Consider the following 13,648-nt stretch of genomic DNA (forward strand, 5'->3'; position numbering starts at 1 on the left):
GATGATTCGTTGATGGTTTTGTGGCGGGTTTGCGTCTTCTTTCGAGAGATATCGCTGGTATGATCTTCAAAGGCACAGGGGATCTTGCCCTGCATGACAAATCGAGATATAACAGGGAGGACGTTACTGATGTTACATGTTCAAATCGTGCTGTTCGATGGCTTTGATCTCTTGGATGCCATTGCGCCTTATGAAGTTTTTGCAGCAGCATCCATGTATGCCGAAGATGCGCTGCAAGTCGAGTTGGTTACTGCCGAAGGGCCCAGGCACGTCGCGAGCGGCACACAAGGGTTAAAGATCGAGGCGACCGCGAAACTTGAGCCTGAACGCGGCGGCATCATCCTCGTGCCGGGTGCGTCCGGCAAAGTTTCCGGGGATGGGCCGGATTCCATTCCCGTCATTCTGCATCATGCTGCAAGCACGGATATTTCTGTCCGAATCAGACAAGCATTGGAACGAGAAGACGTCTTGGTTGCCACCGTATGCGGCGGTTCGCTTTTGCTTGCCATGTCAGGTTTGCTTGAAGGCAGACATGCAGTGACACATCATATGGGCATGAAGGTTCTGGAAGCTGCCGGAGCGGTTCCTGTTCAGGCGCGCATCGTGGATGACGGCAACCTGGTGAGTGCGGGCGGTGTGACTTCCGGGCTTGACGTTGCTTTATATTTGGTGGAACGTGCGCTCGGTCCGCGCATCGCGCATGCCGTGGAACAGTTATTTGAATTCGAACGGCGGGGAACGGTATGGAGGATGGAAGGCATGGTGCCAACGGAGGATGCGGACGCGTCCGGGAAAGAAGAGGAAGGAGCGTTCGCGCCAGTTTCTGCCGAGAGCATACTAGACACCTCATCCGCCTATGAAGGAAATTGGGATGTAACCATCGCGACCCCGATCGGGAAACTGGAATCCAGACTTGCGATTCATACGGACAACGGCCGCATTCGGGGGACGGCTGCGCAGGACGGCGAGACTGTGGAGCTCATCGATCCTCGCGCTTGGGAGGGCAAATTGGTATGGGGCCTTCGGGTAAACAAACCGATGAAGCTGCAGCTTCATTTCGAGGTAACTGTGCAAGGGGATGTTATGAGCGGAACCGCCAAGGCCGGTTTTTTGCCAGCATCCAAACTGACAGGCCATCGCTTGGTTTGAGTTGAGCTTCAATAGGGCCGTTAGACGATAACTAGAAACGGAAAGGTTCATATATGAAAAAAACAAACATGGCTTACCGCCTTTTGGCCGGTGTCAGCATCACTTTCATTTTGTATTCGTTGGCTAGGCATTATGTGTTCGATCCGGAAGCCACCGCGTTTCTCAGTCACAAAATGGGGCTGGGGCGCGAGTTGAACCTCCCGGCATGGCTAAAAGTCATGTACATTCACGTCGCCTTTGCCTGTTTGGCGATGGCGGCAGGGCTGATCAATTTTTCGCGCCGCATGCTGGAGAAACAGCGGAAGTTTCACCGGATCAACGGGTACATCTATGTCGTTTCCGTGCTGATGGTCGTGCTGACGTCCGGGTACATGGCGCCGTATTCCACTGGAGGCAGAATCAACAGCATCGCATTTAATATCATTAATCTGATTTGGCCCATCATGACGGTTACGGCCGTCGTGCAGATCAAAAAGAAACGAATCGTAAAGCACCGGAATTGGATGATCCGCAGTTATGCCTTCTGTTTTACGAACATGCTGATTCACCTGATCACGTTGCTGTTCAATGAAGGCCTCGGCATGGCTTATGCGAGCAGTTATACATACGGTGTGTATGGCAGCCTCGTTCTGTTATTGATCATTCCGGAAACGATCATCCGGATTCTGGATAAGACCGGCAGCGAAAAAACCATCGGAACCTACGAATCGTAGGCTTCGATGGTTTTTGTTGTTGAACTCTAGCTGCATCACTTGTCATTGCGATATTGCAGCGGTGATGCCCCCGTCCAGCGCTTGAATTGGCGGCTGAAGTGGGACGCGTTTTTGTAGCCCAGCCGCTTGCTGATCATCTGGATCGACATTTGCGTATCTTTGATGAGCGCCTTGGCTTCTTTCAGCTTTAATTGGGATAAATACTCGCGCGGCGAAATGCCATATACATTTTTGAACACCTCATATCCATAACCGGAACTAAGTCCAATGGAGTGCATCACCTTTTCAATGCGCAGTGTTTCGCTAAGCTCGTAGTATTCGGGTTGAAGGCTCTGTTTTTTGAACGCGGATTTGATCCGTTCGGCAATTTCCTTGGCGTAGAGCGATGCGTTTACATTGGCGCCCGATGCTGCTTCATTGGTTCGGTTCGTGATCGAGTGAAGCATGAGCAGCAGCTCCGAAAGCACGATCTGGATTTGCATTTTGGTGTAAAATCCAGTCTTGCTGCTGCCGGCATCAATGATGCCGATCCACTTCAGCACAATGTCCTGTAACCCTCGATTTTCCGGGGAACCGTTCTTGTAATGGATTTCGCAGTGCTGAATCATGTCCCTGACGAATTCGGGATCGTCAATTTTGAAGTGGGCGCAAAAGTATGTCATGCCATTCTCGTCATCACACGAAATTTCGTGGACGAAGCCTGGAGGAATGATGAGCACGTCGCCAGTCTGCACATGGTACATATCATGATCGAAGGTCGTATATTGACTGCCTGCCAAAACGTAAATGATCTCGAAAGCGGCATGGGAGTCGGGGGGCACGCGCCATCCGGGATCGACCTGTTGGGAGTGGGCGCCAAAAAAATTGAGGTTCCAGTCGAGCACCGGAAGCCGATGGGCCTGCGCCAAAAAATGCTTCGTATTTGACATGTCATCACCTTTGATTGGGGTAAATGTTCCTTTTGGCACTCATCACTTGAAAACATTATACCGTTGATAATGCACAATGTCAGCAGAGCGCTTACATGCGCATGCAGCAAAGCAGCCTCCCAGGAGGCTGCTTTGTGGCCGATGGATGCCGGAATGTTTCCCGCGCAATCGGTTATTTCGTTTTCCTGGTTTCCGTAATGACGAGCAGAGCACCGAACAGGATCAGGACAGCTCCGATCCAGAACATAACACCGATCGTTTCTCCCAATAGAAGCCACCCGAGCAGCGTTCCGACAAGAGGCTGGAAGAAGAAAAACAGGCCTCCGCCCGAAACGTTCAACAACTGTAATCCCCGATTCCAAAGCAGGAATCCGCCTGCGGTCGAAACAATCCCCAAGTACAATATGCCGCCCCATATGGTCGGATGGGCCATTTGGGATACATCCAGCTCATGCAATCGTGGAATGACAAACGGAGTCAGAATAATAATGGCCACCAGTATGGCGTAGGTAATCACCACGATCTGGGAATAATCCGTCGGAACACGTTTCACCAATACGGACATAAGCGCCCAAGTCACAGCCGCAGCGAGCAGGAAAATTCCGCCGAGTTGGCTGGAATACTCCAATGCGCCTACCCCGATAATCAGTATGACTCCAACGGTCGCAAGCAAAATGGACAACCCTTGTCGCAAAGACATGCGTTCTTTCAGGATGAGCCAAGCGAAAATAACCATAAATGCCGGCGTTGATGAGGTGATGATGGCGCCCATTTGGGCCGATGACAGCATTGTGCCGGCTTCTTGAGCCACAATCGAAATGGCATGCCCAATGACTCCAATGGCCATAATGAGCAGGAAATCACGCGGACGAATCCGCCAGTTCTGTTTGGTGGCCACGCCGGCAATGATAAGCGCAACGATTGCTACCAAGTACCGCAGCCAAACCAGTTCAAGCGGTGGCACAATGGATACAACCACTTTGACCACAACGTACATGCCGCCCCAGATGCTGGCAGCCAAAGCCAAATAAATAGAACCCCATAAGGTTTTGTTCATTTCAATTTTCCCTCCGTATGATTAAGGTCTATGAAGGCCTTAACGGAGAGGAGGATCACCTTCGCTCCATTAAGGACGGAAGGATCCTGCAGGCACGTCATTCTCGAACAAAGGAGCTAGAAACATTCGCTTTCACCTCTGGATATAAAATAGTGTGACATCTATAGTAGCAAAGATCACTGCTAATGAACAGCAGCGACGTTGGCATTGCGCGACAAGATCTCTCTGGTACCTTATGCCGTGGGCACACCGAGGTACTCCGTTTCGTAGATTTCCTGCACCCGGTCCAAAACGCTCTGTGCTTGATCTTCGAATTTTAAGTCGGCAATGCGTCCTTTAAGCAAAAATACGCCGCTCTCACCGCGATGTTGGCCCATCGCGCCGTCATAGAGCAAGCCGGCCCCATGGCTTGGCGGCGAGAAAAAGAGCTTCATCAGCGGTTTAACCAATAAAGGCAATCCGGAATCTTTATCTTTTCGGAGCGTGTTGTTGCTTCCGGGATCGACGCTGCGAATGGAAATGCCTTCTTTCGCCAGCTGCGGCGCAATATTCTTGGTCCAAAGGGAAAGAGCCAACTTGGATGCTGCGTATGGACCGAGCAATTTTTTGAACGTTTGCGGCCGCTCCAGAATGTCGACATGGATCGCCTTCACGTATTTTAAGGCGGAAGACGACGTATTGATCACCGTTTTTAAATCCCCGTTCGCCAAAAGCGCTTTGAGCTCCATCATGATGATATACGGAACGACGGTCATTAGCTCATAGTGTTTTTCCCGTCCTTGCGGAGAGTATGCCAGTTCGGGGAAGGAGCCGCCTGCATTGTTGAACAGTACATCGATTCGTTCTTCTTTGGTCTTGATCTCGTTCAACGTCGTTCTTAAGCTGCGATAATCGGACAGATCGGCGGTTTTGTAGATGCGCAGCGATCCGTTTGCGATGGCCTTGTGAAGCTCAGTTTCTTCTTGAGGGATGTTTGAACGGTTTATGGCAATGACTTGCCATTGGTCGGAAATCAGTTTGCGTGCCAACTCCAATCCAATTCCGGCACTTGCGCCGGTAATCAAGGCAATATGTTGTCGGTCTTTAGCGTTTGTCGTTTGTTTCATGTATGTTTCCTCCTAGTGTAGGGATTGCTCCCTCTGATAGCGCCGATTGTATAAGTTGGTGTCGACTCCAAGTCAAGCGTGTGGCAAATTATTTTTTAAAAGGGTTCAAAACTTGACTTGGAGTCAGCTCCAAGATATATAATGCACTCAGGTAAGGATTGGGAGGTAACGGAATGATAACGAGAGAGACATATACGATCAAACAAACGGCGGAGCTAACGGGTATCACGCAAGACACGATCCGATATTATGAAAAAATCGGGCTGCTGCCCCGCGCGGAACGCAAAGAAAACGGGCACCGCGAATACCGGCAGGAGGCCATAAGCACCATCCAGCTTATTTCCTGCCTCAAAAAAACAGGCATGCCGCTCGAAGAAATGAAGCCGTTTTTGACGGTGAACGCTGACGCCGATCCGGCGGACTATCCTGAACTCGTGGAGCGGCTGGTCCAGCACAGGGAAAATATCGTCAGCCAAATGGCGGCGCTGCAGCAGGTCGTCGATTTTATCGACATGAAGCTGGACCAGGGAAAGATGCGGAAGGACTGCACCGCGGTTCAAGGGGATGGCTTTACCGGGGAGTCGGGGGGAGAGAGCGCCGGACCCAAGGTCTCGCCCGCGGAGATGCGTTATTTTACGGGAACGGCCGGGATACCCAAGGTTTAAGCGGATGATATGATGTTTTGGATACGAGATAATTTTGCTGCAAAAAACATTCAATATCCGGGGAGGTTTTTCCGTGGACGAGCTCTACCAAAAAACAAGAAAGTTTAACGTTTCCGACTATCGTTCTCTGTTGCATCGACTGGTGGATGAGGCGCAGCAGCATATGGAACAAGGCAGTACGGAACATAAAGTATTTGGTGAGAAACTATATCGATGCATCGAAGCACAAGTGAATGCGATTGAACAAGAACGACTTCAAGCCGAACAGCTGCAAACGACGGTTCACATCATTTTCAGCCTCTCGGATGCCGGTTCTTTGAAAGTGACGCTGAGCAAGCTGGGAAAACGGCTGGAAAACCGCGTGCTCGCATTCAATGACATGTTTTCCGTGGGCCCCATCAAGGATTTGCATACCCTAAGAGGGCAGCAGGCTCGGCAAGCCTGGATCTCGGAGAATGATTCGGAGCATATTTTCTCAATACGACATAATGCGGGTAACGAAATCGGGGCGATGATGGATACGTTGCGAAATATTCCCGAAAGCAAGAAGGTAATCATTTGGTGCGCGGATAACGCCCATGATCAGACCGGACTCCGTTTTGCATTGTATGTGCTTAGGGAGCGCAAAAACGTAATCCATATCGCGAATGTGACACATGCTTGCAAGGAAATGGGAACGAATTGGGATGAGGAAGCTGCTCCCTATGCGGCGGCACATATCGAACGTGATACATATGTTGAAATGGTGAAAAATTATGGGGAGGGGTACGCTCTGAACCGTGCCGAAAGGAAAGCATTGGAAGCGGAGTGGGAAGAATTGGCCGGTCAGGATCATATCCTGCGTTTATGGAAAAATGGGTCGATCATAGGTTGCGAGGAAGAAGACCTTGATGATGTTATTGTATCTTCCATGCTTGAACTGCAGCGCCACCAGGAAAATTCGGGCGCATTTGTTGAGGCTGCTGATCTGGTCATTCATGTTTTGAATTCGATCCGGCAAAGGGTAACCCTTACGTTCATAACCCATCGAATTTGGAAATTAGTCAGCGAGGGCGTGTTTGTTTTCCGGGGAATGCCAGGACAGCTGCATCAATTTTCATTACGTTTAATGGGAGAGAAGTGAGGAGGGGATACAATAGACACAATATAAGAGGAGGTGTTGACAGAAGTTGCTCTTAATTCTATAATTCAATTAATCAATTGAATATATAATGATGGTTAAGGGGGATTTATTTTATGGGAGCAACAGCGCTGAATAAAGATACGTTTGAACCAACGATCCAGAGCGGGGTAACCCTGGTCGATTTTTGGGCACCTTGGTGCGGACCATGCCAGGTTCAACTGCCGATCGTGCATGAGCTGGCTGACGAATTGGCCGAGCAAGCGACGATGGCTACGGTGAACATTGACGAGGAATTGGATCTGGCCTCCAAATACGGCGTTCGAAGCATTCCCACCTTGCTGTTGTTCAAGGATGGCAAGCTGATGAAAACGATGGTAGGCATTACTTCCAAACAGGTGCTCAAAGACCGAATTAAAGAATTGGGAGCATAATTCAATATGGGCCATGTTCTGGAACTGGGCTCCATTGGTGAAGTGCAGGAATTCGTTCAAAACCACGGTTTGAGCATATTATATGTGACCCAGGAAGATTGCTCGGTGTGCCATGCCATTTACCCGAAACTGTTGAAATTGACCGATGAATTTCCCGAAGCCAAGCTGGGGCGGGTCGATGCTGGCAAAGTAAAGGAGGTTGCGGGGGAATTTTTGATTTTCTCGGCGCCTGCCATATTGGTATTTCTTGATGGGAAAGAGTATATTCGTGAAGGACGTTTTGTTCAATTCGATGGTTTGGCAAGCCGGCTGGAGCTGCTATCCAGCACCGAATAACACGCTTTAGCCGGATGATACACAAAAAGACTTCAAGCTATTCACTGGGATAGTCTTGAAGTCTTTTTATGCTGCGATCGATGAAATTCCCCGGTTTGTTCGTCTGCGCCGCTTGGTTGTAATCTGTTCCCGGGTTAACGTTTCATTTTCAATGTACTTCAAAATGCTCCTGCCATTCATTGAATCCTTCATCCATACGAAAAGCTCTGAAGCCTTCGGATTGCAATTTTTGCGCCGCTAACGCAGAATACACGCACAAAGGTCCGCGGCAATAGGCAACGATCTCCGTATGTTTGGGCAATTCGTTCATTAGAACGTCCAAATTCTCCATAGGCATGGAGATGGCCCCTTGAATATGTCCCATGTCGTACTCTTCTTGAGGACGCAGGTCAACCAGTACAATATCCTCGGATCGCAGTTTCTCCATGACTTCGTCCATCGTCAACGTATGAATGTCGTCGAGATTGTTCAGGAAATCCTCTTTCATCTTCCCGATATCAGGCAGCTGTTTTTCGCTGATTTTCCATAATGAACCGAGAAAATCGATAATTTCGGGATCGGCCAAAGAATAAATGGCGTAGGTTCCTTTTTTCGTGAACTTAACCAGCTTGGCATCAAGCAATATCTGAAGGTGACGGGAAACGTTCGCCATGTTCATGTCCGTGCAGCCAGCCAATTTTTCGACGGTTTTGGGTCCTTGGGACAATACGTTTAACATTTCCAGCCGCTTGTCGCTGGATAAAGCTTTTCCGATTCTGGCCAATTGTTTATAGAGGTCTTCTTTGAAAAGTCGCGCGCATTTCAGCATGTCTTCCATATGATCAGCCTCGATTCTTATCGTATCGTGAACTATGGGGGATGTCCCATAAGTTGATCAATCCATTGATTATTAGAATTTTAAACATGAAACGGAAGAGAGTCAAGCAAAGCGGGGGAGATGCGGATTGACGAATGGTCATTCACATGGTAATATTCAATTATATAATTGAATATTTGATAGATGACGATCATACGAAAACAGGGAGGTATTCCTATGAAAAAAATAAGTTCGAAATCCGAATTCGATACAGCGATCCAGTCGTCCAAACTTACGGTTGCGGTTTTTAAAGCAGACTGGTGCAGTGATTGCAAATTTATCGATCCGTTTATGCCGGAAGTGGAGCAAAAATTCGCCGATGCGCTGAATTTGATCGAGGTGGATGTGGATCAGGTTGGTTCGGTGAGCGAAGAGCAGCGCATTATGGGCATTCCCAGCTTTGTTGCCTATGCAGACGGTGCCGAGTTGAACCGGTTCGTCAACAAGTTGCGCAAATCGCGGGAGGAAATCGAGACGTTTTTGCAAAGCGCGGTGGAGGCAGGGCAAGCTCGTTCCTGAGACAAAGGGGACGGCTCGGCTCGCGGCCTAATTTAATATATCTTGACATGCTTAAACGACCGTTTCTTCGATGAAGGAAACGGTCGTTTCTATATGATGCATTCCATGTAATCCACAAAAAACATCCACACGTTAACGGAGAGATAGAGCCAATCTGTGGATAACGGCGATCGGAAGATGGTACTGCGCTCGCAGTGCCCTGATGGGATTTATTATTACGGTTTATATATGTACTAATTTGTATCGATATGAAAAATGCCAATCTCATTGTAATGCTCCAGCTTATAATCGATTGTGCCAAGACTGCAGTTCAGCATGTCCATTTGCTTCAAAATGTGCAGCCGATGCTGCTCCAGCATCTCCTTTCGCTGTTCGCTGGTGGAGGAACCCTCCAGGCATAACAGCATAAATGCTTTGATGTCCTCCAGAGACATGCCGCTGTCCTTCAGGCAGCGGACCAATTCCAGCCAGCATATATCCATCTCGGAATATTTGCGGGTGCCGTATTCCGTCTTTTTCAATAAAGGCATCAATCCTGCCCGGTCGTAGAAGCGCAATGTGGAAGGCGGCAGTTGGGTGCGTTCCGCGGCTTGTTTGATCGTATATTCCACGCAAATCTTCCTTTCGAAATAAATCGGTTGAATGGGCTTGACTTAAACATAAGTTTAACCACTATCCTAAGATTGTTCAATAGAGCGTTTTCACCAGAAAGAGGCTCTGGACTAACCAAACCATTCAATAGAGGAGTGATTCTGTTGAAATACAGAAGACTGGGCAGAAGCGGACTGAAAGTGAGCGAAATCGGATTGGGGAGCTGGCTGACCTATGGTTCGGCCACATCAGAGGAAGCGGCGCGCGCCTGTATGCATAAGGCATATGAGCTGGGCATCAACTTTTTCGACACATCCAATTCCTATCCGGGAGCCGAGGCGGTTATGGGCAGCACCCTGAAGGAGTATCCGCGCAGCAGTTACGTGTTGGCGACGAAGTTGTTTTTTTCGCAAGGTCCGGGGCCGAACGATCGCGGGTTATCCCGCAAACACATCATGGAGCAGTGCGAGGCGAGCTTAAAGCGACTGGGCACGGATTACATCGATTTGTATCAATGCCATCGTTTTGATGCGGAGACTCCCGTTGACGAGACGCTTCGGGCACTGGATGACCTGCAGGCGCAAGGCAAAATTTTGTATGCAGGCGTCAGCGAATGGACGGCAGCACAGATCGCGGAAGCTTCCGGCATCAGCAGACGCCTGAATCTGCGGCCGCTCATTTCCAATCAGCCCATTTACAACATGTTTGAGCGGTACATCGAAAGAGAGGGTGTTGTTGAACGATGCGAGCAGGAAGGGCTGGGGCTGATCGTGTTTTCTCCGCTGGCGCAAGGCGTGTTGACCGGCAAATACAAACCTGGACAGCAGATTCCCGAGGGCACGCGGGCCGCGAATGATCAAACGAATGGCGTAATCAACAGCTATTTGCGCGACGACGTGCTCCAGTGCACCGCACAGCTTTCCGAACTGGCTGAAGAAATCGGGGCGTCGTTGTCCCAATTCGCTTTGGCATGGATTCTGCGTCAGCCTGCCGTGAGTTCGGCCATCATTGGCTCCAGCAGACCCGCGCAAATCGAAGAGAACATCAAAGCGACGGAGCTGGAGCTAACGCCGGATATCATTTCGCGTACGGAGGAAATTTTGTCCCAAGTCAGTCATTTCGCACCAATGAGATAAGAGAAGTCGATCACAGGTGCCAGCGAGCTTAAGGCTGAAATGTTTCCCCTCAGAAAATTGAGAATTTTGAATTTTTCCACAAGAACCGAAGGGTTGGGCTACCAGCACTTCGGTTTTTGGCATGTAAAGAGAATATTGTTGGCAACAACATTCCCTTCCTATAACTTATAAAGGACAACATAGTGGATTAGTCGTCTTCCTTCTAATTACGGATTCAATCGTATATTTTGAAATTAGTTTTGGATATTTTCAAACAAATGGAAAGAATGAGGTATACTGAATTAAAGGGAATATCAGTAAAATGATATGGACATATCAAATTTATATTTAAGGATGTTAATTCTATGATAATGATACTAAGTGATTAAATGAATAATGGAGGAGAATGATGAAAAATAGGATTATTCTCATGGGAGAGAGCGAACATTGGAGAGGCGAGTTCGATACTACAGTAACAAGTGGAAGAGAAGAAAATGGAGAGTATACTATATTATACACAAAGGATAATTGGGGAGATATTAGAGGATATAAAATTGATATAAATGAAGGGAGAAATAAAAGACAGGAAGAAGGCGGTTTAGCTTCAAATGTTATAAAGTTCCCTATAACGCGAACAAAAGGTTCCCAAGTCAGTAGTAATGAAGACCAAACTATTGTCATCGAGTGGAAAGATCTCAATGGTAACAACTTTGAAGAAAAACTGACTTTAAAAGAAAAATAACTTATTAACTCAACTTTCGCAGCTCAAATCTCCAAACAAACCCTTGATATAGCTGGGTAAACCAGAGATCCATTCTTGTAGTTGACAAAAAATGTCCGTTTTGTTCTGTTTTGTTTTTGCTTGAGACATGTCGAGAAATAAACTCATCAGTTGCAGAAGCGCCGTCTGGAAGTCCAGATCACGAACCTCATCGGCAAAGAGAAAAAAGAGTCCTCCCAGTGTGCGGTCATCACTGGTTTCGCGTCGTTCATATTCCATCGCCAAATAACGGCTGAATACCACCGTCGTGTGGCTAATCAGTTGGTCAAAGGAGCGTCCTTGAAATTCGGTTCCCAGTTTCAAATAGCTCTTCGTAACTTTAAAAAAGGTCTCAATACTCCAACGCATCCCATAGATTCGTACAATTTCAGCGGCGTCCAGCGTAACATCTGTACTCAAAATGGTGAGCCATTCTCGTCTCTTATTTCGGTTGCGCACAAATACAAGCTTCACGGGCAGACCACACGAAGTATGCACAACCACAGAACCTTTGATGTCGTTTGTACTCGATTTGGGCAGGCTTTGAAACACGGCACTCAGTGTCATTCGCTGTCCCTGTACGAGATATCGCTGCTTCATTTCTTTGATCATTCCAATCACAGGCAGACCTCGGTCTGTGAGCTGGCGAAGAAGTGGAGCTTGCGTAAACCAACTGTCCGTGAGCACGTAATCCGCAGTGAAGCCGGCTTTTAAAGCTCGGTCTAACAAGCCTACAACCGCATCAGGCTTACGGAAAAAAGACTCCATTCGGCGTTTGTATCCATGGCTACGCCTCGAGAGATGGGATGCCGTTTCGCAAAAGCGATTGGCTAGTTTGGCGGAAGACAGCATGACAAAATCGAGCGGCGCAAAGCTAAAACCGTCCGACCAACCGAGGGTGAGCATGGTGTAGCCTTTGATGTATTTGCCTGTGGAGTGGTCAAATACACGTGCCAGCAGCTCTGCTTTTTTACTCCGGTTCCGGCTAAGTACTGAATCGTCAACGATAAATACACGTACGCGTTTGGAGGAAATGAGCGATTCAAAATAGCGTACGACCTGAAGACTTAATGTCTGCAAAAATCGCCGCCAGGCAAAGGAAGATTGATTCAAGAATCGATAGACAACATCTTTTCCTGGCAGGTCGGCTCCGCGGTCACTTTCCAGAAGGCGAAACCAATTCTTTCCTTCAAAAACCAACGAGAACACGATTCGAAAAAGGGCTAAACTGGAAAGACCAAATGATTTGGAAATGCCTGCATGCCGCAAGGCTTTCCCGATGTGAAGTGTAGCAAAAAGTTTAGAAAAACGAGACTGTTCAGACAGGGAATGTTGTTGTAACATAGGGTTACACACCTTTCTTGTTGGCATGGTTGGTCGCACTTCCATGATACCAAACAAGCGAGGTGTTTTTTTGTCAATGCGAGTAAATCTACTGAATTATCCTTACGCACTCAATGGTTTAAGCCATTTTTCTAGGTGCGAAAGTTGAGTAAGTTATTAGTGTTCTAAAACTTGAGAAATAGTATGGCTGTTTTTGAGTTTGTAGCACATCTTGGGAACGAATAAGGAAGTTAAAGTTGATTTCAAAATTAACTGTATTTCAAAATAAAATGTGGGATGAATTACTTTGGGGCTTAAATGAAATTTCAGTATTAGAAGACATGTAACAACCAAAATACTAAATTCATTGTAATTATGACTTCGGTCTTGGATGTTTGACTGGCGCTGATTAGCGTGGATCTTCAAATGGTAATTTGTTAACAAGAAATATGAATTAATTACAAAATTTATGTAATTTTGTGTCCTTGGAATTACCAAAAAATTATTTGCTATTAGAGAATTTCGGAAATAATCGGAGTAGAGAAAAGGATAAATATCCTTTATAAAATTTAATTTTTCTATATAGATATAATATAGAATATTGACCGCCGATAATTTTACATTTAAGCTATAGATTGAAATGGGAATGATTACTAAAGTATGGAAATACGTGGTTGAATTGAAACGTGAGAATGCGAACGGCTTCAAGAACTCGATTCCTTCATACGAAAGAGACGTCACGTGGAGCTCGAAGTCGCTACCTCATCCTCAGGCTGGTAGATAAAAGCATTACCAATCTGATGGAGTAGCCCAACGAGTTGGTGTTAGTGACATCGCGATTCATCATACCGAAAAAAGTTAATGTACCTGTGGGTTAGAGACTGCATTACAGGATAAATAACAATTGGAGACCATTATTTACATAAGGAGGGGGAAAATGATTCCTTTACATACAATTTCAACTTTAAAAACAGA

At 47.3% G+C, this 13,648-nt stretch carries 15 protein-coding genes; 9 read left to right on the top strand and 6 right to left on the bottom strand.

Features of this window, described 5'->3' with window-relative positions; genetic code table 11:
- Positions 1-129: 129 nt before the first annotated feature.
- Together SNR34_RS14025 and SNR34_RS14030 are read left to right on the top strand one after the other, a co-directional pair.
- The gene (locus SNR34_RS14025) at positions 130-1,149 is read left to right on the top strand and encodes a DJ-1/PfpI family protein (RefSeq protein WP_486182187.1); all 1,020 of its coding nucleotides are present in this window, start codon (positions 130-132) and stop codon (positions 1,147-1,149) included.
- 53 nt (positions 1,150-1,202) lie between these two features.
- Positions 1,203-1,862: a DUF2306 domain-containing protein gene (locus SNR34_RS14030; RefSeq protein WP_486182188.1), complete on the top strand. Its 660-nt coding sequence runs from the start codon at positions 1,203-1,205 to the stop codon at positions 1,860-1,862.
- A 35-nt stretch (positions 1,863-1,897) separates the two neighbouring features.
- Here the strand turns inward: SNR34_RS14030 and SNR34_RS14035 are convergent, their stop codons facing one another.
- From SNR34_RS14035 to SNR34_RS14045, 3 genes are all read right to left on the bottom strand, one after another.
- On the bottom strand, positions 1,898-2,791 hold the full coding sequence (locus SNR34_RS14035) for an AraC family transcriptional regulator (RefSeq protein ID WP_486182189.1): 894 nt from the start codon (positions 2,789-2,791) through the stop codon (positions 1,898-1,900).
- A 172-nt stretch (positions 2,792-2,963) separates the two neighbouring features.
- Positions 2,964-3,848: a DMT family transporter gene (locus SNR34_RS14040; protein WP_486182190.1), complete on the bottom strand. Its 885-nt coding sequence runs from the start codon at positions 3,846-3,848 to the stop codon at positions 2,964-2,966.
- A gap of 233 nt (positions 3,849-4,081) precedes the next feature.
- Positions 4,082-4,954, bottom strand: coding sequence for an SDR family NAD(P)-dependent oxidoreductase (locus SNR34_RS14045; protein WP_343260758.1), 873 nt, complete (start codon positions 4,952-4,954; stop codon positions 4,082-4,084).
- Positions 4,955-5,127: 173 nt separating this feature from the next.
- Between SNR34_RS14045 and SNR34_RS14050 the strand changes: the two genes are divergently transcribed.
- From SNR34_RS14050 to SNR34_RS14065, 4 genes are all read left to right on the top strand, one after another.
- On the top strand, positions 5,128-5,619 hold the full coding sequence (locus SNR34_RS14050; protein WP_486182191.1) for a MerR family transcriptional regulator: 492 nt from the start codon (positions 5,128-5,130) through the stop codon (positions 5,617-5,619).
- Positions 5,620-5,653: 34 nt separating this feature from the next.
- Positions 5,654-6,742, top strand: coding sequence for a DUF1835 domain-containing protein (locus SNR34_RS14055; RefSeq protein ID WP_486182192.1), 1,089 nt, complete (start codon positions 5,654-5,656; stop codon positions 6,740-6,742).
- A 113-nt stretch (positions 6,743-6,855) separates the two neighbouring features.
- The gene (trxA, locus tag SNR34_RS14060) at positions 6,856-7,173 is read left to right on the top strand and encodes a thioredoxin (RefSeq protein WP_236417031.1); all 318 of its coding nucleotides are present in this window, start codon (positions 6,856-6,858) and stop codon (positions 7,171-7,173) included.
- 6 nt (positions 7,174-7,179) lie between these two features.
- Entirely contained in the window at positions 7,180-7,509 is a 330-nt protein-coding gene (locus SNR34_RS14065) for a thioredoxin family protein (protein WP_486182193.1), read from the top strand.
- Between the two features lie 148 nt (positions 7,510-7,657).
- Here the strand turns inward: SNR34_RS14065 and SNR34_RS14070 are convergent, their stop codons facing one another.
- Complete coding sequence (locus tag SNR34_RS14070) at positions 7,658-8,326, bottom strand: ArsR/SmtB family transcription factor (RefSeq protein WP_486182194.1); 669 nt, start codon at positions 8,324-8,326, stop codon at positions 7,658-7,660.
- 216 nt (positions 8,327-8,542) lie between these two features.
- On the opposite strand from SNR34_RS14070, the gene SNR34_RS14075 reads away from it, so the two are divergent.
- Positions 8,543-8,884 (top strand): thioredoxin family protein, encoded by a 342-nt coding sequence (locus SNR34_RS14075; protein ID WP_343260752.1) that lies wholly within the window; start codon positions 8,543-8,545, stop codon positions 8,882-8,884.
- A 233-nt stretch (positions 8,885-9,117) separates the two neighbouring features.
- On the opposite strand, the gene SNR34_RS14080 is transcribed toward SNR34_RS14075, so the two are convergent.
- Positions 9,118-9,495 (bottom strand): MerR family transcriptional regulator, encoded by a 378-nt coding sequence (locus tag SNR34_RS14080; protein ID WP_339278027.1) that lies wholly within the window; start codon positions 9,493-9,495, stop codon positions 9,118-9,120.
- A gap of 144 nt (positions 9,496-9,639) precedes the next feature.
- On the opposite strand from SNR34_RS14080, the gene SNR34_RS14085 reads away from it, so the two are divergent.
- Both SNR34_RS14085 and SNR34_RS14090 read left to right on the top strand, forming a co-directional pair.
- Positions 9,640-10,611: an aldo/keto reductase family protein gene (locus SNR34_RS14085; RefSeq protein WP_486182195.1), complete on the top strand. Its 972-nt coding sequence runs from the start codon at positions 9,640-9,642 to the stop codon at positions 10,609-10,611.
- Between the two features lie 388 nt (positions 10,612-10,999).
- Positions 11,000-11,332, top strand: coding sequence for a hypothetical protein (locus SNR34_RS14090; RefSeq protein WP_486182196.1), 333 nt, complete (start codon positions 11,000-11,002; stop codon positions 11,330-11,332).
- A gap of 9 nt (positions 11,333-11,341) precedes the next feature.
- Here the strand turns inward: SNR34_RS14090 and SNR34_RS14095 are convergent, their stop codons facing one another.
- Positions 11,342-12,694, bottom strand: a complete 1,353-nt coding sequence (locus SNR34_RS14095; RefSeq protein ID WP_486182197.1) for an IS4 family transposase — start codon at positions 12,692-12,694, stop codon at positions 11,342-11,344.
- Positions 12,695-13,648 lie beyond the last annotated feature (954 nt).

The organism is Paenibacillus sp. XP01, from assembly GCF_057364885.1.